Source organism: Lentzea alba, from assembly GCF_047445655.1.
Classification (GTDB): Bacteria; Actinomycetota; Actinomycetes; order Mycobacteriales; family Pseudonocardiaceae; genus Lentzea; species Lentzea alba_A.
The window spans coordinates 43,309-62,332 of the sequence record NZ_JAJAEG010000028.1 but is presented as its reverse complement, the minus strand read 5'-3'; the positions used below and the strand labels follow the sequence as shown (position 1 = coordinate 62,332).

Genomic DNA, 19,024 nt, shown 5'->3' with positions numbered 1-19,024 from the left:
CACGAGTACAAGGCCCCGGACTTTCAAGTCTGGGGCCTCCCCGTTATGAAAATGCTGCCTGTCGGCTACGTCATTCCCCCTACGAGTACGCGACAAGACCTATGTCGATCCACGTCGGCTGCCAGGACGGTGCCGACCGGCCGACGATGTACCTGACCAGCTGTAGGTAGTGCCGTACCACTCGGTCGCGCTGGCCCTGGTCGCGCGACACGCGGTCCTGCACGATGCCCAGGATCCCCACACCTCGGCAGCCGTACCACAGGTTGCGGCAGCTCCCTCAATGTACGCCGTAGCGGCGCCTCACTACGCGGATGGCATCTGTCCGACATCAAGGCACCCGAGTGGATCAACCAATTCATTGACAATTCGTGGACATCACCCGCCGACCCGCACCGATGAATTCTCATCGACGTACTTGTGGCATTCTGTACCGCACCTTGTCTCGCGAGGAGCACCTGCATGTCGTTGCGGCCAGATCTGGTGGACGCCTACGAACTCGACGTCTTCAGCTCGAACGACGACGCACCGAGTTTGCTGCACGATCTCGTGTATCGGCTGCTCCGCGAAACTCCCGAATGCACCGAAACTCGCGGGTTCGACACCCGAGAAGGACTTCGGTTCAACGGCTGGGACGGTGCGACCAGCGCGACCCCAGGTTCCGCGCACGTGCCCCAAGGCGAGGCTCGCTGGGAACTCAGCACGAAGAACGACCCGCGGCAGAAGGCCAACGCCGTCTACAAGGCTCGGTCTGCGGATCCGCAAGGAGTCATTCCAGCCGAGACCACCCTGGTCATCGTCACGATGCACCGGTGGCCAGGTATGGAGGACTGGCGAACGCAGAAACAGAAGGACGGCGTTTGGCACAAGGTCGTCACCATTGACGCGCAGGCCTTGGAGAGGTGGCTCGAGGACACGCCGCAGGTTTGGCGATGGCTCACCAACAAGCTGCGCCCAGCGCCCAGACCTCCCGCCCCCGCACAGCTTCCACCCGTCCTCGTCGACTTTGTTGGGCGAGAGGCCGACCTGCGGGAACTACACAGCTTCACCTCAGCCGACCAGACTGGTTCCCATGTTGTCGCGATCGCGGGCAAGCCAGGCGTCGGCAAGACATCGCTTGCGGTTCGGCACGCGCGCTCCCTCAGCGAAGAGTTCACCGACGGCGTGCTGTACGCGAACCTCCAGGGCACCGCACGCAAGCCCGTGGACCCGTCGGTAATCCAGTCTCGGTTCCTTGAGGCCATGCACGCGTTCCACGGCAAGGCCCCCGACGATCACGATTACCTGACCAGCCTGTACCGGACCGCATTTCATGGCAAGAGAATGCTCCTGGTCCTCGACAATGCCGCCGACGAGGAACAGGTTCGCCCGTTGCTGCCCGGCTCCGCCGGTTGCACCGTTCTGGTTACCAGCCGAACCTCTCTGCTCGGCCTCGAGGGCGCTCACCACCTTCGTCTCGACACGTTTAGCCAGGACGAGGCGATCGCCCTGATGGTCTCGATTGCGGGGGAAGCACGGGTTCGGGCAGATGTCGAGGCAACAACCTCGATCGTCCGGCTGTGCGGCGAGTTGCCGCTGGCGATCCGGATCGCTGGGACGCTCGCGTCCAGTTCCGGAGGGTGGGGTCTGGCCTATTTGGAATTCATGCTGCGCAACGAGCACGATCGGCTCGACACGCTCGAAGCAGGCGATCGTGCCGTTCGAGCCAGTTTTGCATTGTCCTACCGCAGGTTGAAGCCAGGCCATCGACAGCTGTTCCGGCGGCTCAGCCTCATCCCCGGCCAGGTCTTCGACGACGAACTTGCCGAGCAGGTCGTCGTCGATCTCACGCAGCGCAAGGCCAGGAAGATGTTGAGAAGGCTTGCCACGGCCAACCTCATCGAAGTCGCCGCCGCGCCTGGTTGTTACGGCTTCCACGACCTGATCCGGTTGTACAGCAACGAACGCGCTCTGCTTGATGACGGCAGTGCGGTCTGCGATCAGATACAGAAGGAGGTCGTGAGGGATCTCTTCCGCCGCACGCGGCAGTGCGACGTCACCCTCGAATCTCCTCATCGCAGGTCCAGGTTGAAGTGGCTTGACCTCCGGTTCGACAACATCTTGGGTGCGACCTACATCGCGACTCGGAAGCTCAAGTGGCACCTCGACGCAGTTGGCACCGTGCAGTGGCTCCACGAGTACCTCAAGATGCGCAACGCCTGGCTCACCATGGACGATCTCGCAGTCCTAGGCCTCGATTCAGTCGGAGAGCTTCGCGCGATGAAGCATCCCGGAATCGAACGAGCGAAGCTCACCGACATCGAAACCCAGATGCTGGTCCTCCGTGCCGAAGCCGCGAGCTCACTGAGGCATTTCAAGGCCGCGATCGGCTACTGCGACCAGGCCACAGAGCTGTCGGCCACGGCGGTCACACAGTCCGTGGTCGCCGACGTGGAGAACATGCGAGGCAACGTGCTCCGCGCGCAGAACCGCTTCGACGAAGCTCTCCACCACTACCTGCGCGCGGCGGACCTGTGCGACCGCTCCGACGGCACTACCGGCTATCGGACCGTGCAATACAACATCGGAAACGTACTTCGCGCCCTCGGCAGGCTCCGAGAAGCGATCCCACCCCTGACCGAAGAAGCGGACTTCTGCCACGCAAACGGGAACCGGTGGAGCGAAGCGATCACCCGCAACACCCTCGGGATCACCTACAAGGGTCTCGGTCTGTGCGCCGAGGCCAAGGAACAGATCGCACTCGCGATCGAGTACTTCGACGAGTTCGACGACGTCAAGAACAAGGGCAACGCTCTCTTCGACCTCGGAAATGTCCACAACGAACTCAAGGAGTACGACCAGGCCCTCCACAACTTCACACAGGACCTGGAGATCTGCCGATCACTCGCAGACGACCGCGGCACCGCGCTGGCGCAGGTGGCCATCTCCCGTGTGTTGATCCAGTTGAGGAATCCCAAGATCGACGAGGCCCTGTGGCGTGTCGAGGCGGCTATGGCGATGCTGTCGCCCGAGCGCGATCCGGTCGACTTCGGCCAGGCCCTCACACAGTTCGGCGCTGTCGCTGACCGCCTCGATCGATTCGACGAGGCGGACGAGGCCTTCGCAAGTGCTGTCAAGCTGTTCCAGCAAGAGCATGACTGGCACGCAGAAGCAATGGCCCACTTCGCCATCGGACGTGGTCACCTTGCGCGAAAAAACGCCAGGCAAGCTCTCATCGGTCTCACCGCGGCCGCAGAACTCCTGCTCCCCCGCGACGAGTTCGCCGATCGAGCACTCGTCTTCGCATCACTAGCCAAAGCTTGTGAGGCCGTCGGCGACAAGGAACAGGCACAGCGCTGGCGTTCGCAGACCGACCAGTCGCTGCGCGCCATCGCGGAGTCCCGATCGGCCAACATCAGCCGAACCACCGGTCGATGAAGTCGATGGGTGGAAGGCGACGGAACGCCGCTTCGCAGCGCTCCTGGAATGCCTCGTCCCCGCAGACGAACGTACCAATACCGACGACGAACATCGCGAGAGTCATGTGCAAGCAACGCAACCGCCTACGTGCTGCAACTCCGAAGTCCACCCGCCAGTCACACCTCGATCATCAGGTCACAACCCACATCCGGACAGCTGGACCTGCATGGCCTGTGAGTAGGTGCCGGTGAAGATCACCCGTATGCGTGAGGGGCGATGCCACCCAGACAAACTTACAGATCCCGTTCACGCTGGAAGTACTGCCAGTAAGTTTCACGAGACAGCAGAGGGAGTCACGTGGCAGCAAACCGGGTGAGGTTCTCACAACCCACAAAGGACCTCTTGTGGTCGGAGTCAGGCGGGCACTGTCAGAACCCGTCTTGCCGCACCGACCTGCACGGACTCATGGAGAACAAGAACGTTGGCGAACTGGCGCACATCATTCCAGCAAGCCCTGACGGGCCACGCGCCGCCGAGGACCCCAACCTTTCCAGGGACGACCGGGCCCTAGCCGACAACGTGCTCGTGCTCTGCCCGACCTGCCACACGATGATCGACAAGGCCCCCGAGCAGTACCCGTCCGAGGTCCTGCAGGAGTGGAAGCAGCGCAGCAAGGATGCCCGAGCGCTCGCCCACGGAACTCCGGTTCTTGCAACCAGAGCCGCTGCCCGAGCACTGGTCCAAGATCTCCTCGACACCAACAACGCGGTGTTCCGCTTGTACGGCCCGGTCGACGACCTCTTCGATGACGCGCGGGCCGACCAATGGCGCCGGCACCTCAGGGAGTCGATCATCCCCAACAACCAGCAACTCCTGCGCTTCCTCCGTGCCAACCGCGCCTTGTTGACCACCGACGAGAGAAGCACGGTCGACGAGTTCGCAGTGCACGTCAAGGAGCTTGAGGACAGGCACCTACGAGGCGACTGGACACCAGGATCGACGAAGTTCCCAAGCCGGATGGCGACGATTCTGAAGGACGACCAATGAGCATCCGCGACTGGATGATCGGCAAGCTCCGGGAGGACTCCAAGCCAGCGGAGCGTCTTGGCGAACACGGCCTGCTCGTACGTCGGCCAGGCCGATCCGACGCCATCGGCTACTGCGTCGAGCCAGACTCGCAGACACCTTTCACCACGGAGGCACTGCACGCAGCGGTCGACGAACTGCCCGATACCCAGATGGTGATCATCACTCGTCGACTCGTCGACCCCGATGTATACGAGGAAGCGCGCGAACTCGGCGTCGCCGTGGACACTTTCGGTGGTTTCCGCCGAGCGGTGGAGGACTTCGACGACATCAGCAGGTACACGCACCCAGACGAGGACTATCTTCACCGCAGGCTCTACGCCACCAGAGTCGTCACCCAGCTCAAACGCTGTGGTCACCGGGCGTGGCAGATCATCCGCACTGCCCCACTCAGACCGCTGACCATTGTCATCCACGACCGCTACGAGCTGACCGACGACGACTTCGGCAGGGTGCTCGCAGAGTACCCGAAGCTCGACCTGGACGCGTTCGTCATCACGAACCCCTCCGCCCAGGGATTCGGCACCCGCGTATTGAATAGTGCACAGCAAGCCAGAGTCCCGCTCTACACGCTCGACGACTTTCTCCACAGGATCCGCGAACCGTGGACCTGACCGAGCGATGGCCGGTGCTCGGCGAACTGATCCGTTGCGCTGCAACGTTTCCGGGCCTGCAGGTGTGGGTGTTCGGCTCCACTTTGAGGTCCAGCCAGCCGAACGACTTGGACGTGTTGGTCATCTACCAAGACCGCGCTGAGGTCGACGAGCTGCGGAAGATGGGCTGGTGGGAGATTTCCGTTCCACCGATGGACATCATCGCGATGACCGAGGACGAGGAACAGCACTACGGCTTCATCACCGAGACAGGCGCAGCGTGCCTACATCCGCTGAACGAGGCTTTCAGCTCGCCGGCTGTGCCAGACTAAGGCCTTGCCGCCAGCCGGATCTTCACCGGCCGAGGCCAACCGCTGCCCGACAGCCACAATTCGTTGGGCACACCGGGAACCGACGCGATACCACTGACCACGTTTCGGTCCGCGGCTGTTGATCCCGCCATAGCTGGAGCAAGGTCAGCAACCGCCGTGACCGCACCCGCTTCAAGGTCAACTCGCAGCAGCCAGCTGGTATCCGCGAGGTTCGCCCACACTTGACGCCTTTCACCGTCGCGCACGCACTCCAGTTCGCCAAGGCGCCTGCTCGACCACCACCCGCCGGCCACCTCGATCACCCCCTTCTCGGCGAAGGTGTCTGCGTCTCGCAACACGAGCCGCATCGTCCCTTCGCTTTGCACCAACTGGGTTCCGTCGTCGCACAACCCCCAGCCCTCGCCGCGGTAGGGCACCTGACGCTGTTCGGCCAAAGTGGACTGGTCTCTGGCGATCGCGACCTTGTCCTTCAGGGTCAGCTGCCACACGATCCCCGGTCGTCCTGGGCGCACGCTGACAGCGACCCCCGACATCGTGCGGCGAGGCTGGTCTGTCAGCTGGATTCGCTCGACACCGCTCGTCGCGTCGATCCCACGGATCCCTCCGCCCTGAGGTCGCTTGATGCTCTCGAGGAGCACATCTTCGCCGTTCACGAGGCCTGTGCCCTTGTTGTCGCCGCCTGTCATCTGCCCGACGACCGCGGCGGCGAAGGTCTCTACCTTCATGACTCGGGTTGAAGCGGTGGTGGCCAACGCTGTTCGGGCAGGAGGAGACAGACCTCGCCCTGGACGGGCCCTCTCAACACACGTGCACGCAGTCAGAAAGACCCCAGCCGCGACCGTCAGAGCCAGGATGCGCGCAAGGTCCCATTTGCGACCACCCAAGAGATCAGGGGTAAGCCTGCGTCGGTGCAACATTCAAACTCCTACGCCCAAACGAATCCAAATTTCCACACAGCAGAACTTCAGACCACTGCCACCCAACAGTCTCGAAATCCCACCTGCCTGGGGGCGGCCTAGCGCGACGTGGCTCAGGCCCCACTTTCCATCTGCTGCACCTATCGATGTTCACACGAACGCATGGATCTGTCGTCGATCTGGCGGCCAAGACGTGCAAAGACAGACAGCTCCCACGCCAGAGGCACAGACCTGCTCGACCTACGCGCCATGTCCAGTCAGCAGCAATTCTTCCGACGCCCGGAAACTCGATTTCCAGTCGACGGTAAGCCAAATTCTATTGACTGAAAGAATTGCAATTCGGCGGCACTATTGGTGTAGCCTGAGGTCACCTCTCCTCCCCCCACGTGCATGACGAAAACCTGTGCGAGTCCATGCCTTGGCGCATTCGCTCGCCGGTCCGCACCAAAGGGGGACTTAATCGTGTTCACACGCGTCGAGCGGCTTACCGCATTCGCTGGACACCTTGCCGCGCATGCAGCCCGAGAGATCTGGGCCGACCGCCTGCGCACTGCCGGCGGGCCGTACCGAGGCGCCCGCCACACCGCGAGCGGCCTGCTCGTGCCAGCCAGCATGTCTTCGGAACACCTCACTCGCGACCTGATCGCGCTGCATCGCCCCGGAGACGCAGTACTCGACGAGAAGCCAGCCGCGTCCGGCCAAATCACGTGGATCATCGACCCGCTCAACGGTGTCGACAACTACGTCAGCGGACTGCCCAGCTACGCGGTCTCCGTCGCAGCCGCGCTCGACGACGTCGTCCTGGCGGGCGCGGTTGCCGAACCGCACAGCCGTCGGCTCTGGTTGGCAGGCCTGGGACAGGGCGCTCAACTGCGCGACCCTGCTATCTCCACCGACTGGCTCGAGATCCGCGTTGGATCGACGCAGCTCTTGGAAGATGCGCTGATCAGCACCGGATTCTCCGCGGCTGCGGCGATCCGCGCGGATCAAGCCGAACTGATGGCGAGGCTTCTGCCTCAGGTGGCCGACCTGCGATGCGGCGGCGCTCCCGCGCTGGAGCTCTGCCATGTCGCCGCAGGATGGCTGACGGCCTACGTCGAGCACGACGTAGGCCTGAGGGCTTCCGCCGCCGGCCTTCTCATCGCGCACGAAGCAGGCGCGACCGTCCATTGGCCAGGCCGCACAGGACCAGGCGCACAACTGGGCAACCCAGTCTTCGCCGCCGCGCCAGGCATCTCCGACGCACTGCTGGAAGCACTAGCGCAAGCCAGCGCCGCCTCCGTGCGTCGATCCAGCCAGCCCCCGCCTCCCAGGTCCCCGCTCACCTCCTCGCCAAGCCGCACGGCCTGAAACCGAAGGGGCGCAAGCAATGTCTAGGAGAGCTATCGACGAATGCCCTCGGTTCAACCCCGAGGCGTTCCACGCCGTGCGCAAGGCACGGATGAGCCGCCAGAGCCTCGGCCGTCAGACCAACCTGTCGCAGCAAACCGTTGTGCGGTGGGAAACCGGCGTGAGCACACCGTCCGCACGGAACCTGCGCGCCTCCGCACAGGTTCTGCAGGTCCGACCTTCAGACCTGCTCTACCCACCCAGCGGCGATCCCTCGCTTGCCGATCTGCGCATGAACCACGCACTCACCACCGCCGAGTTGGCCGTGCGCAGCGCCACCAACCTCGGTCGTCTGCAGTTCTGGGAGCGCACGGGCCGCCTTGGCACCGCCGACGAAAGCCCGCCACTGCTGTCCGCGTTCCTGGGCCTCGCCACCGACACCATCGACCGGTATCTCCACACGGGCCAGATACCCAGGACGATCACCCGCCGCCTCTCGCGAGCATTGCACGTCGAGCCACTGGAGATTCAGTCCGCCTTCGACCGCACCGCCGCCCTGTACGAGGCCATGCACCATGAACTCAGGAGTGCTGCATGATCGACCGTTCCTCGCGCTGACATAGCCAATCACAGACCGCACAGATTGCCGGCAAGGGTTTCCGAACCTGCAATCTGTCGCGCAAAGAACCCGCCAGGACCAGCATTAACCAATAATCGCACCATTCGTTGACGCCAACCCGCAAGCGAGCTTCTCTTAGTTCACAGAGCGAAGGCGCAATCCGGCCATAAAGCCTAGGCGCGCACGCTTCCACTGATTGAAATCAGGAGAGGCCAACTATGATTCGCATGTCCATCAGCCGATTCACGAGCGTGCTTGCCATTGTGGCAACCATGGTCGGCATCGGCGTCGTCAACGCCCAAGCCGCGACCAACGAGCCCATGCCACAGCCCACCGCCTCCACAAAGGACTGCACGGGCTACCCGTTCTCGACGGGCGACTGGGTCAACATCCGAGCGACGCCGGGCGGCCTGCCAATCCTTGGTCAGTCCATGCGCTTCGACCACTACAGCTGGCCGAAATGGCCAGATGACTACAAGGACGACGCCTGGATGCTGACCACGAACCTCCGCACTGGCGTCCGAGGCTGGGTCTCCCTGCAATTCGTCGACTGGTACCAGCCCACCTGCATCGCATAGTCGATATGTTGATGCGCACCTAGCGTCCAGTCGGTGCGCATCAACCGATCCCAGGAAGGCTCGCGCTCACCATGAGCGCGAGCCTTCCGTCGAGCGTGGCACGAAGAGCCTGGCGACGGCGAAGCGCACGGCCGGCGAGATCCGCATACGACCGTGCGCCTCAAGTGCGTCGACGAGCTGATGGTCCGCCGACGAGGTCTGTGCCGTCAGCTCGCCACATCCGCGTGTTCGAGCTGATCGGCGATCGCGCGCATCAGCGGTCCCACCTGATAACGCCCGTCCTCGTCACGCACCAGCACCTTGTTGTCGACCAAGCCTTTCAGCAACCGGTGTGTGGTGCTGATCGGCAATCCGGCGCCGGCGCTCAGGTCAGACAGCCTCTTCGATGGCTGCCCCTCGGTGAACTGCCTCAGAATGCACGCGAACCGCTCAGGAGCGCTGACCTGCGGCGACTTCTCCAGCTCTGCGTTCATTTCTGTCCTCCCCTTTGGCATGACTTCATCGCGACACGTCGGTTCAACCGTCCGACGTGCCTTGAGTTAACGGATGTTGACGCGATCGAGAAGCGGGAGACCACCAGCGGCGGCCCCGTGACCACGCCCAGGTACCAGTACGACAGCAACATGGCCATCACAGGCCCGTGCACAGATGGACTTCCGACAGACGGGATCCACGCCGACGAGCGCGAGAGTGCGCCGCGAGGTGCCAGAAGGTGGTTGCTGGAAGCTGAAGTTCGCCGAGACATGTCGATCCCCGATCGCGTTCGAGGCCAGCGCAAAGCTGCCTCACGACTGCGTTTCAGGGATCAGCCCGATAGCGACAAAGCCAACCCAATCGGAATAGTCCGATTGGTCCAGCGTAAGCAGTGGTCCCGATCACGTCAAACGATGTCACCGATGTGGGTCATGGCCGGCGGAGCTGACGCCGCACTCGCCCGAGGAACCGTCCTACCGCGGGCACCGCGTCCTGGTAGTGGCCGCCGGCAAGGCGGGCGAGGATCGCGACCAGCCTGGCGTCGTTCCCCACAAACACCCGCGCCCGACGGCGTTCAGCTCCTTTTAGGACGATCGCCGCAGCTTCTTCGGGATCGGTGCGGGCAACGCGCTTCTCGAAGCCCCGGATCACCGCGTCACGGTGCTCGCCAGCCGCGAAGAGGCCGTTGCGGACGATCGAGGTCCGCACTCCCCCAGGGAAGACACACGTCACCGACACCTGGGTGGATGTGAGCTCCTGGCGCAGCGACTCGCTGAACCCGCGGACGGCGAACTTCGACGAGTTGTACGCGCTGTACCTCGGTGTCGCCAGTAGGCCGAAGGCGCTTGAGAACGTCACGATCCGGCCAGCCCGCGAGCTGACAACGGCTGGAAGATGTGCCTTGACCGTGTACATCAGCCCCCGCCAGTTCACCGACATGACGCGCTCGATGTCCGCGACGTCGGAGTCGAGCAGACGGCCGCGGTGAATGATCCCGGCGGCCGCGAACACCGAGTCGACGCCACCCAGCGCTGAGGTTGTCGCGGCCGCAGCTGCCTGCACATCGCTCCAGTCCGTCACGTCGACCACCTGGGCCAGCACCTGTGCGCCGATCGCTTCACAGCGGTGAGTGACTTCCTCAAGACCATCAGCGTCGTGATCAAGCAGCGAGAGCCGAGCCCCACGTCGCGCGAGCTCGACGGCCAGAGCTCGGCCGATCCCTGCCGCAGCGCCGGTGATCACCGCGACCTTGCCCTCGAAGCAGCTCACGATCCAGCACCTTCCCCGCGGCGAACAACTCAGTCGACCTTCCCATGATCGGAGAGAGTCAGGGTGACGAGCGCAGCGGTGGTGTGTTGATCCAGAGCGATGAGCGCAGCGGATACCGCTACTTTCATCCACTCTCCGTCCTCCCTGCGGAACCGCAGAACGCCGCCCGCCCGCCCGCTCGACGCCAGTTCCTTCGACAAGCCGACCGCGCTGCGCAGGTCCTCGCGGTGAATCGCGGGGTGGTGTGGTGAGTCGAGCGTCCACGCGAGTCCGGGCATGGGGTTGTCGAGCCACTTCAACAGCCTCATGGTGCGCAGGTCTGCGATCGCCCGCCATCGTCCGGGCGTTGCCTCCGCCGCGACGATCTGCTGAGCGAGCAGAACCGGCGTGGGAGGCGGCGCGGTCGGCACGCTTTCCGCAGGTCCGATGTCATGGGTGATTCCCCGGACGATCAGCTCAACCCTGCCGCCAGGAGTTTTCACCTCAATGCAACGGCACGCGAAGTGCACTGCACGCCGAACACCGTCGTCCCGGTTCACGGTCCACGTGGCCAGGTGCTCCGCACCCGCAGTCGCCCTGACGATGAGCGCCAGCGCCTTGGCCTCGTCGGCGTTCGTCGTGAGCCGCTGGTAGGCGAACAGCTCGGCCAGGTCGTGCTCGTTTCGCCACCTGTCCGATCTAGTCCCGTACAACCGCAGCAGGTCGTCAGACCTGCTGCTGACGTGCAACGTGAGGTTGATGTGCCAGGCACCAGCAGGATCGCGGGGCGGCGGATCCTCGTCCAACGGCCCCACCCACAGGTACACCCCGTGGACCAGGCCGCCGTAGGCGAGCAACGGGTGCCCGATCACGCGGCGTTTGCCCGTGGTCGTCCGGGCCTCAACTGACTGGCGCCCTTCAACTATGCGAGCAGTGACGCCGAGTACGTCGGCGAGGAACGGCCCTCGGCCGAGCACGGAACGAAGCGGAACCATGTTCTTCGGGTTGCTTCCAACAGCGAGCACCGTCGGCTCGCACCGAGAACCCCCGAAGGTCTCGACCAACAACCAGTCGGCCGCCATCGCTCCGTCCCCCGGTCGAAGATTGGCCTGCTCAGGCAGGCTAACTCCACTACCGGATCCGCGCTTGGAGCTTCTCCAAAGCGCTCGCGACGAGGTCGCCAAATCACGCGGTCGAGTGAGTACTTAAGTTGGCTTCCAGTCCATCAGACCCGGCTTCGGCATCAGTGGCACTGGTAGCAGGTCTACGGGGCGGTTGAGGCAGATTCCCGGTGTTGTCCCGCGTGCGGCGGGCGACCCACACGATGCACCGTCCCACCGAGAAGCTCAAGCCCAAAAGAGGGGCTTGCCCTTCTCGGCGCGCCAGTGCATTTCGTGTGCGCCCGCCGCACGCGGGACAACACCGCGCTGTGCGGTGAATGAGCGCGTGCGTGGCGGGAGTTGAACCAGATCTTCTTCCGCCACAAGGAGCTTCGTCATGGTTAACGTGCCGGAACCGGACCTGGAAGTGCACTGGGTGCACACCGGCATCCGCGCGCCCTACTCGTTCTCGATCAGCGGACTGGCCACGGCGGAACACGACCGCGGCGTCGCCTTCAGCGCCGAACTCGTACACCCGGAGCTCGGCGTGGTCGGTCGCATCACCAACAGAGGTTGCGGCGACGACACCGAGTTCACCGCCCACGACGACACGTCGTTCGGAGACCGCGAGCTCAAGCAGTTTCTGCAGCAATGCCAACAAGACAACGAACCCATGTTCGCCGACGTCCTGCACGTCCTTCTCGAAGAGATCATCTACGAGGCCGAGACCGCCGGCATCGTGGCCAATGCCCTCCGAGGCAACCAACTTCCCGTCCGGAGCTACCTCCCTCGCCGCGCGGCGCTCTGGGGGCCTGAACGAGGCGACCCACTCGTCTGCCGACGAATCGTCCTGCGCCAGGACGCTCGCGAACGACTGGCAGCCAAGCTGTCCAACCATCCGGCATACGGTCTCGATGACGAGTCCGCGTACTGGCAGATGTTCGACGGTGTCGACTGGACGCCACTGCTCGGTCGCTCGCCTCTGACCGCGCTCGAGAACGAGACCAGGATTCGCAGGGCTGAACAACTGACCCGCGAGCTGCCTGATCCGGACGTCTACTACTTCGCCGTGCCGTTCAGCGACGATCTGTTCCTGTTTGGCAAGCCTGGCAGGCGCTTCATGCTCATCGGCGATCGCAGCGACGTGATCCACTCCGACGAGTGGTGCCAGTGCACCACGAAGAGGCAGCGCACCGTCCGGTTCGAACGGTGGCGCCCGACCGGACGGGACGAGTCCGGCGTCATCCACGCCGCCAAACACTGCCGACGCCTCGTCCACATCGACTAGTTCGACGCATCGGCACGTCTACATAAGGCCGGCCGCGTTCCTGACGGAGCGCGGCCGGCCTTTGTCGTGCGCACTCAACCAGGCCCGTCAGTTTTCATGAATCGAACACGAGGAACTGACAACATGACTCCCGCTTGCGACCATCCGTGGTTCCAGACGCACCCAGTTAGTCCCGAAAACATTGTGCAGCACTACGAGCTCGCATCGTCCGAGGAAATCGAGCGGGGCATGCATTGGTACCGGGACGCCAATCATGTTGCCGTAACCATTGCACACGGCAATGCCCATCTTGGTGCAGGCATGTTGGCCATCTATTCACCTCAGCAGGGCTGGATCGAAAACATCCTCACCGCAGCACGCGTGCTCCGGGAGCGGAAGGGGATCGGCGGTCCCGGCTCTGGAGCGTTCGCGTCTGCCCAGCAGAAGCGTGCTGCCGACCGACTGCTGGCCGGTGAGCGATACGAGGACCTCCTCACCGGTCCGAAGATCCGCGACTTCGCCCACCTCATCGAGCACGGCGGCGACAAGGATCCGGAAGATCCGCACGTCGTGGTGGACCGGCACGCCATCTCCGTCGCGATCGGACACCCGGTCACCACCGAGGAGTACGGCTCGGCACCCCTCAAGGGGGCCAAGCGCCGCGACGGTTCGATCAGCCGTCGGCACTACGACCACGTCGTCGATCAGTACCGGTCTGCTGCGGACCTGACGACCGCCAGTTCTGGCCGCCTTGTCGCAGCGCATCAGGTCCAGGCCGTTACCTGGCTCGTCCGGCAACGACTGAATCAGGAAACCGAGCTGCAGCGCGGTCTCAACCCGCTCGACAAGGCGCGAAATCGAGCCCGCGCCAATTCCGAAGAGGCATGGAAAGCCTTCAGGGAAATCCACCTACCCGAGCTGGCCGTTTTTCCAGGCACTGGCTATCTGTCCGCCGCGTAGCGCTCGAACCTCACACCCCACCAGGAAATTTGAACCTCGCGGCACCGATGGAGCGAAAGGGAGGAGCAGCACTATGTCGCAGGACCGACAAGCCGCCGAGTCGGCGCGTGCAGAACTCGCGAGGGAACGGGCTCGCGCCGACTCGTTCGAGATGGTCAACCGAGCGCAAGCCGCCAGCCTCCTGGAGTTGGCCGCGCTCTCGGCGGAACTTCGATGCCAGGTTGCCGACCTGGCTGACAACGCCTTGAGCTCGGAACCCGTTCCCCTGCAACGTCTGCGCAACGTCACAGGTCGCATGAACGGGTTGGCACAGACGCTGAGCAGAGCCGCGCACGGCTACACCGGCGCCTGGACCACCGACATGCTGTACCGGACCGTCGACGACGATCTCCGGTCCCACAACTGGACGCCTCGACCTGATCAGGGCCTCCAGGGAGCGCTGCCACCGATCCCGATCTCAGAGATCGGCGACGGCGTCCGAGGCTTCACCCGCGGCTGGCACCGCGGACCCCAATGGATCACGTTGTGGTTCACCAGTCCGACGACGATCGCCTACGCGGACAGCAGCGATCATGGCCGCCTGCCAGACGTCGACGCCGTACATGCGGTGATCACCTCTTCTCGCTCCTTGTCCGCGTCAGCGTTGGCCGAGTGGGTGGCTGCATGCCAGCAGGCCCACATCACTCCGTTCGACGCGCCCTACAGCCGAGTGTTCGAGCATCTCCGCGCCGGCCCTTGGTTCGAGATCGAGGTCGACCGATGCGACGAGTACGGGGTGCGGACACCCGGCGGTCTCGGCAACACCTCCGAGTGGGCGAGCCCGAGCGATCCCGACTTCAGGCTCTACGCCTGGGGAATCGGCGATGAGCCCGCTCACGTCCGCTACTGGGCCGGCCCCGTGGTCGACATGGCCCATCTGGTCCAGGTCACCGGCGAATACCGCTGACGCTTCCCGTTCCAGGCGCCTCCAGCTCGAGCTGGCGGTTCCGCACCCCTCACGAAGGTCGAGGCGAACAACCATGCCCATCAACAACCTGGCGAAGGCTTCTCCGAACGAGATCGATGCCGAACTCGCCCGCCTGAACGTGGAACTCACCAAGGCGGAGCAGATCCTCGTGGCGCTCAGGAAGCGTCGTCGAGATCGCATCGAACGCGGCGAAGTCGATCTGGCGGACGAATTGGTAGTCCAGATCGAGCAGGCGTGTTCTGCTGCCGACGCGTGCGAAGCCGCGGCAATGCCCTTTGAGCAGGAGTTCACACGGCGCGGTGGTTGGACGCGCGCCTGGCTCGTGCTCAACACCGGCGGGCACGTGCATCGCACCGCCGCCTGTCGAACCTGCTTCCCCACCACGAAGTTCGCGTGGCTCACGCATCTGTCCGGACGCGACGAGGTGGAGATCGTCGATCTGGCCGGCAAGGCCGCCTGCACCGAGTGCTACCCGAGCGCACCGGTCGAGGTCCGAAATCAACCTAGTCGAATCAAGACCTCTGAGCAGCTCGCACAGAGCGCCGGGCGAGAGCAACGGGCACGTGCAAAAGCTGCGAAGGCAATCTCCTCCCCTGATGGAACTCCTTTGCGCACCAAGCACTGTGGACTGATCGAGACCGAGTTCACCGCCCGACGCTCGTACGCCGACTTGCTGAGCTACGCCAGGTACTTGACGCGGCAGAACGTGGTCTTCCACCGCGCCAGCATCGCCGAGCACCAGGAAGACGCACGACTCATCCTCGCCGCGCTGTCGGCAAAGCACGGCCGCACCGAAGACGACCTGCGTGAGGAGCTCGCGCCCAAGGTCGAAGCCAAGTGGACGCGCGAGCACAGCAAGTGGGGATGACGACCCAGCCCTGATGTCTCTCTCACGTGAAGCCCGAAGGAAGGTCCAATGTGTACACAACAGTGGGCTGCCATCCCAGTGTTTCCGTCATGCCCTGAATGCGGCGGCGACCTGCAGCTTCGTCCGGAGGAGGACCTCCGGTACGTCTACTGCGTTCGCGGCACCTGCCCCTTCAACGGAGACAGCGCAGGCGATGTCGTCATCCAACACCTCCAACCTGACGCGGGCTGGCCCCGCCCAGAGATGGAAGGCCGCAAGGTCCCCTGGGTCACACCGGTCATCGGTGACCGAGTCGCCTGGGCAGCACTCAACGGGGCACGTGTCCGCGAGGCGCTGCGGCACTGGCTTTGTCAGGTCTGCGGTGAGTCGTTGGACCGGCGATCACGAGCGTGGGTTGCGGTTTTCGAAGGTGTCGTTGCTGAGGGCGGCGCGATGCACAAGCGGTGCTTTGCCTTCTCGGCAGCCGCGTGCCCTGCTCTTCGCAAGGAGCGTGCGCGCACCGTTGTCGTCGAGGTTCGTCACGGCGACCAGCGCAACGACTGGGAGGCGGTCATCGGACGCCTTGTCGCCCAATGCGTGTCACACGGTCAACTGCCGGATCTTCTTCCCCTCTAGGAAGTTTCTGTCGCTTCACCCTCGCGATCAGGCCGCTGACAAGGAGCCGATCATGTCCTCAGATGCAGAGCTTCGCGCTCGTCTCTACTTGTTGCGCGTCTCAGAACCTCCAGCACCGGCACTGCAGCAATACGTCGCTGTTCACGGTCCGGTGGAAGCTGTCGTTCAGATCCGGGAGGGAACTGCACCAGCGGCAGTTCTCGGCGAGATCCGTCGGTCCGACATCGAGATCGACGACGACCTGGACGCCATCGAGCGCGGCGAGGCGCGTCTTCTCACGCCGGAACACGACGGCTGGCCGTTCGGCCGCTTCAGCGGGCTCACAGCCTGCGGAGCGCCGCTCGCGTTGTGGCTCAAGGGAAATGGATCGTTGGCCGACATCACGAAGCGAGCCGTGACGGTGACCGGCTCACGCGCTGCGTCGGCCTACGGTCAGTCCGTCGCCGAAGAGTTCGGCAACGGATTCGCACGTGAAGCCGTGACCGTCGTCAGCTGCGGTTCCTACGGAATCGGCAGCGCGGCGATCCGCGGAGCCCTTGCGGCTGGAGGCCGGGCGGTTGTCGTGCTCGCCAACGGAGTCGGCCTGGCTCATCCACGCCCGCACACCAGCCTGTACCGAGCAGTGATCGACGATGGCGGGTTGCTGGTCAGCGAGTATCCGTTCGGGGCTACGCCGGCACGTCACCGATTCCACGCGCGTTGCCGTCTGCTTGCGGCGCTGACCGGCGCGACGGTTGTCGTAGAAGCGGGAAGGAGAAGCGGATCGTTCGCGGTGGTGGGCGTCGCCAACGAGCTCGGCCGACGCTCCTACGGCGTACCTGGGTCGATCTATTCCGCCAGCTCCCAAGGCGTCCACGAGCTGCTTCGAACCGGCGCGGCGACTCTCGCCACGTCTGTCGAACACATCGCCTACGAGGACGGTCTGCAATGACCAACGCCGGCCACCTTCTCGCTGCACTGGGCTCGCTCGGACTACCCAGCGAGTGGCGCACGACAGTGGTGCTCTGTCCGCAGAGCCGCCTGATCACGATCAAGATCAGGTCAAATGGTGCTGTCGCCGTCCTGGTACCGACCGCGGCCACCATCGAGCGAGTGGTGAAGTTCGTCAGTGATCGTCGCTCCTGGATCAATCAGCAGCGCGAACGCTTCGAGCTCTGCGCTCCCAGGTATCCCGCCAAAGCACTCGTCGACGGCGAACCCTTCGACCTTCTCGGTCACCGCTACCTGCTCCGCCTCGTCACGACACCACCCGGCGACATCGGCAAGCTTCCCGCAATCGCCAAGGACGGCATCCTCTATGCGAAGCCTCAACGTCCCGACGTCGCTCGTCGTGCGATCGCGGGGCTCTATCGCGATGGCGGCCTCGCCTGGATGCAACAGCAAGGCCGTCCGTACGAAGTAGACGGTGGGATATCTGGACTCTCCTACGCCGTGCGCAACCTCGGCCGAAAGCGCTGGGGCATCTACGAAGGCCCGGACAAGCACCTCGTAACGATGCACTGGACGGCGTTCGCCCTCCCGATGCCGCTTGTCGAGTACGTGTTCGTCCACGAGCTGGCCCACGCCACTCAGCCCACCGGGCGCGCTCATGGTCCGCAGTGGCGGCAACGACTGCGCCTCTGGATGCCCGACTGGCGCCGACGACACGCCGATCTCCTCGGAATGTGCCGCCACGCCTGGTTCGGCGATTGCAGGTCTGGCGACACCCCGAAGCCGCCGCTGTAGAACGGACGGTGCTCGGTGATCACGCGTCCGCCACGGCCTCGCGCCCAGTGGCCAGCGATGCGGGATCTCACTCCGGCGCCTTGGACGCGGTCCCGGATCGCGCGAGATCCAGCACGCCGGACGACTTTCTACCTCGGGACGCACCGTCCATGGTGGCTGGCCTACAGCCCGGTACCTCTGTGCGTATCCGCGCACACGCTGGCCTCCTATGTTCCTGGCGGCCGCGGGGTGCCCGTCGCCGGCGTGCCTTACATCATCGACAGCGGCGCCTACACCGAGATCCGGGACCACGGCACGTGGCGGTGGGACGAGGACCAGTACGGCGGCATGGTCTACCGATTGATGGACGAGATCGGGATCCCGGACTTCGTGGCTCCGCTCGACAGACCGGCCGAACCCGAAGTTCTCGACTGTGCGGGCACGACGACCCTCGATCACCAGGAATGCACGCTGGAGTCCTATCTGTACCTGGCGCTCGAGTTCCCCGCGGTGCCCTGGATGCCTGTGCTACAAGGCTGGACTCTGGAGGAGTACGAGCAGCACGACGCCATGTACCGCAAAGCCGGGATCAACCTCGCCGTGCAGCGACGAGTAGGACTCGGGTCGATCTGTCGCCGCGGTTCAGTCCAGCCCATCGGCGTGATCGCCGAGCGGTTCGCCCGCCGCGGCTATCGGCTGCACGGCTTCGGGTTGAAGACCACTGCACTCCGTGCCAACGCACACCACTTCGCATCCGCGGACAGCATGGCGTGGAGTGATCAGGCTCGGCGCACCCGATTGCGGCTGCCTGGCTGCCAGCACGCCGGTATCTGCAACAACTGCCCCCGCTGGGCTCTGACCTGGCGAGAAACAGTCATCACCGCTATTCGCGACTCCGAGCGGCGCATCTTCTCGCACTGAGCAAGCCCGTCGCTTCCGCTCCAGAAATCCACCTTCGCCCCGGCGCATCA

At 64.2% G+C, this 19,024-nt stretch carries 20 protein-coding genes; 14 read left to right on the top strand and 6 right to left on the bottom strand.

Features of this window, described 5'->3' with window-relative positions:
* Window positions 1-79: 79 nt before the first annotated feature.
* Window positions 80-241: a hypothetical protein gene (locus LFM09_RS36905; RefSeq protein WP_414101243.1), complete on the bottom strand. Its 162-nt coding sequence runs from the start codon at window positions 239-241 to the stop codon at window positions 80-82.
* Window positions 242-480: 239 nt separating this feature from the next.
* On the opposite strand from LFM09_RS36905, the gene LFM09_RS36900 reads away from it, so the two are divergent.
* The 4 genes from LFM09_RS36900 to LFM09_RS36885 all read left to right on the top strand — a co-directional run bounded on the left by LFM09_RS36900 (window position 481) and on the right by LFM09_RS36885 (window position 5,407).
* Entirely contained in the window at window positions 481-3,414 is a 2,934-nt protein-coding gene (locus LFM09_RS36900; RefSeq protein ID WP_414101242.1) for an ATP-binding protein, read from the top strand.
* A gap of 447 nt (window positions 3,415-3,861) precedes the next feature.
* The gene (locus LFM09_RS36895; protein WP_414101241.1) at window positions 3,862-4,443 is read left to right on the top strand and encodes a hypothetical protein; all 582 of its coding nucleotides are present in this window, start codon (window positions 3,862-3,864) and stop codon (window positions 4,441-4,443) included.
* On the top strand, window positions 4,440-5,096 hold the full coding sequence (locus LFM09_RS36890) for a hypothetical protein (protein ID WP_414101240.1): 657 nt from the start codon (window positions 4,440-4,442) through the stop codon (window positions 5,094-5,096). Before LFM09_RS36895 ends, LFM09_RS36890 begins: the two co-directional genes overlap by 4 nt.
* Window positions 5,087-5,407 carry a hypothetical protein gene (locus tag LFM09_RS36885; RefSeq protein WP_414101239.1) on the top strand — a complete coding sequence of 107 codons (321 nt, stop codon included), beginning with the start codon at window positions 5,087-5,089 and terminating at the stop codon, window positions 5,405-5,407. Before LFM09_RS36890 ends, LFM09_RS36885 begins: the two co-directional genes overlap by 10 nt.
* Here LFM09_RS36885 and LFM09_RS36880 read toward each other — a convergent pair.
* The gene (locus tag LFM09_RS36880) at window positions 5,404-6,159 is read right to left on the bottom strand and encodes a glutaminyl-peptide cyclotransferase (RefSeq protein ID WP_414101238.1); all 756 of its coding nucleotides are present in this window, start codon (window positions 6,157-6,159) and stop codon (window positions 5,404-5,406) included. The two genes, LFM09_RS36885 and LFM09_RS36880, sit on opposite strands and share 4 nt — an antisense overlap.
* 627 nt (window positions 6,160-6,786) lie before the next feature.
* Here LFM09_RS36880 and LFM09_RS36875 point away from each other — a divergent pair.
* The 3 genes from LFM09_RS36875 to LFM09_RS36865 all read left to right on the top strand — a co-directional run bounded on the left by LFM09_RS36875 (window position 6,787) and on the right by LFM09_RS36865 (window position 8,850).
* The gene (locus LFM09_RS36875; RefSeq protein WP_414101237.1) at window positions 6,787-7,674 is read left to right on the top strand and encodes an inositol monophosphatase family protein; all 888 of its coding nucleotides are present in this window, start codon (window positions 6,787-6,789) and stop codon (window positions 7,672-7,674) included.
* Between the two features lie 76 nt (window positions 7,675-7,750).
* Window positions 7,751-8,251, top strand: a complete 501-nt coding sequence (locus tag LFM09_RS36870) for a helix-turn-helix domain-containing protein (protein WP_414101236.1) — start codon at window positions 7,751-7,753, stop codon at window positions 8,249-8,251.
* Between the two features lie 248 nt (window positions 8,252-8,499).
* Window positions 8,500-8,850, top strand: coding sequence for a hypothetical protein (locus LFM09_RS36865; protein ID WP_156093631.1), 351 nt, complete (start codon window positions 8,500-8,502; stop codon window positions 8,848-8,850).
* Window positions 8,851-9,056: 206 nt separating this feature from the next.
* Here LFM09_RS36865 and LFM09_RS36860 read toward each other — a convergent pair whose 3' ends face one another.
* The 3 genes from LFM09_RS36860 to LFM09_RS36850 form a co-directional block, all read right to left on the bottom strand.
* The gene (locus LFM09_RS36860) at window positions 9,057-9,323 is read right to left on the bottom strand and encodes a helix-turn-helix domain-containing protein (protein WP_030465911.1); all 267 of its coding nucleotides are present in this window, start codon (window positions 9,321-9,323) and stop codon (window positions 9,057-9,059) included.
* A 430-nt stretch (window positions 9,324-9,753) separates the two neighbouring features.
* Window positions 9,754-10,593, bottom strand: coding sequence for an SDR family NAD(P)-dependent oxidoreductase (locus LFM09_RS36855; protein WP_414101235.1), 840 nt, complete (start codon window positions 10,591-10,593; stop codon window positions 9,754-9,756).
* Between the two features lie 29 nt (window positions 10,594-10,622).
* Complete coding sequence (locus tag LFM09_RS36850) at window positions 10,623-11,654, bottom strand: GAF domain-containing protein (protein ID WP_414101234.1); 1,032 nt, start codon at window positions 11,652-11,654, stop codon at window positions 10,623-10,625.
* 415 nt (window positions 11,655-12,069) lie between these two features.
* Here LFM09_RS36850 and LFM09_RS36845 point away from each other — a divergent pair, with 415 nt between their 5' ends.
* From LFM09_RS36845 to LFM09_RS36830, 4 genes are all read left to right on the top strand, one after another.
* A complete protein-coding gene (locus tag LFM09_RS36845) occupies window positions 12,070-12,960 on the top strand; it encodes a hypothetical protein (protein ID WP_414101233.1) in 891 nt (296 codons plus the stop codon).
* A 183-nt stretch (window positions 12,961-13,143) separates the two neighbouring features.
* The gene (locus LFM09_RS36840; protein WP_414101232.1) at window positions 13,144-13,899 is read left to right on the top strand and encodes a hypothetical protein; all 756 of its coding nucleotides are present in this window, start codon (window positions 13,144-13,146) and stop codon (window positions 13,897-13,899) included.
* 73 nt (window positions 13,900-13,972) lie between these two features.
* Complete coding sequence (locus LFM09_RS36835) at window positions 13,973-14,845, top strand: hypothetical protein (RefSeq protein WP_414101231.1); 873 nt, start codon at window positions 13,973-13,975, stop codon at window positions 14,843-14,845.
* Window positions 14,846-14,918: 73 nt separating this feature from the next.
* Window positions 14,919-15,734: a hypothetical protein gene (locus tag LFM09_RS36830; RefSeq protein ID WP_414101230.1), complete on the top strand. Its 816-nt coding sequence runs from the start codon at window positions 14,919-14,921 to the stop codon at window positions 15,732-15,734.
* Window positions 15,735-16,115: 381 nt separating this feature from the next.
* Here LFM09_RS36830 and LFM09_RS36825 read toward each other — a convergent pair whose 3' ends face one another.
* The gene (locus LFM09_RS36825; protein ID WP_158102890.1) at window positions 16,116-16,256 is read right to left on the bottom strand and encodes a hypothetical protein; all 141 of its coding nucleotides are present in this window, start codon (window positions 16,254-16,256) and stop codon (window positions 16,116-16,118) included.
* Between the two features lie 244 nt (window positions 16,257-16,500).
* On the opposite strand from LFM09_RS36825, the gene LFM09_RS36820 reads away from it, so the two are divergent.
* From LFM09_RS36820 to LFM09_RS36810, 3 genes are all read left to right on the top strand, one after another.
* Window positions 16,501-17,280 carry a DNA-processing protein DprA gene (locus LFM09_RS36820; protein WP_414101229.1) on the top strand — a complete coding sequence of 260 codons (780 nt, stop codon included), beginning with the start codon at window positions 16,501-16,503 and terminating at the stop codon, window positions 17,278-17,280.
* Window positions 17,277-18,074, top strand: coding sequence for a M48 family metallopeptidase (locus tag LFM09_RS36815; RefSeq protein ID WP_414101228.1), 798 nt, complete (start codon window positions 17,277-17,279; stop codon window positions 18,072-18,074). The genes LFM09_RS36820 and LFM09_RS36815 overlap by 4 nt, the downstream gene beginning before the upstream one ends.
* Before the next feature lie 243 nt (window positions 18,075-18,317).
* A complete protein-coding gene (locus LFM09_RS36810; RefSeq protein ID WP_414101227.1) occupies window positions 18,318-18,974 on the top strand; it encodes a hypothetical protein in 657 nt (218 codons plus the stop codon).
* The last annotated feature ends 50 nt before the right edge of the window (window positions 18,975-19,024 follow it).

Coding starts and splice junctions, on each gene's coding strand:
- LFM09_RS36895 (WP_414101241.1), top strand. CDS start 3,862: ATGGAGAACAAGAACGTTGGCGAACTGGCGCACATCATTCCAGCAAGC.
- LFM09_RS36890 (WP_414101240.1), top strand. CDS start 4,440: ATGAGCATCCGCGACTGGATGATCGGCAAGCTCCGGGAGGACTCCAAG.
- LFM09_RS36865 (WP_156093631.1), top strand. CDS start 8,500: ATGTCCATCAGCCGATTCACGAGCGTGCTTGCCATTGTGGCAACCATG.
- LFM09_RS36860 (WP_030465911.1), bottom strand. CDS start 9,323: ATGAACGCAGAGCTGGAGAAGTCGCCGCAGGTCAGCGCTCCTGAGCGG.
- LFM09_RS36850 (WP_414101234.1), bottom strand. CDS start 11,654: ATGGCGGCCGACTGGTTGTTGGTCGAGACCTTCGGGGGTTCTCGGTGC.
- LFM09_RS36845 (WP_414101233.1), top strand. CDS start 12,070: ATGGTTAACGTGCCGGAACCGGACCTGGAAGTGCACTGGGTGCACACC.
- LFM09_RS36835 (WP_414101231.1), top strand. CDS start 13,973: ATGTCGCAGGACCGACAAGCCGCCGAGTCGGCGCGTGCAGAACTCGCG.
- LFM09_RS36830 (WP_414101230.1), top strand. CDS start 14,919: ATGCCCATCAACAACCTGGCGAAGGCTTCTCCGAACGAGATCGATGCC.
- LFM09_RS36815 (WP_414101228.1), top strand. CDS start 17,277: ATGACCAACGCCGGCCACCTTCTCGCTGCACTGGGCTCGCTCGGACTA.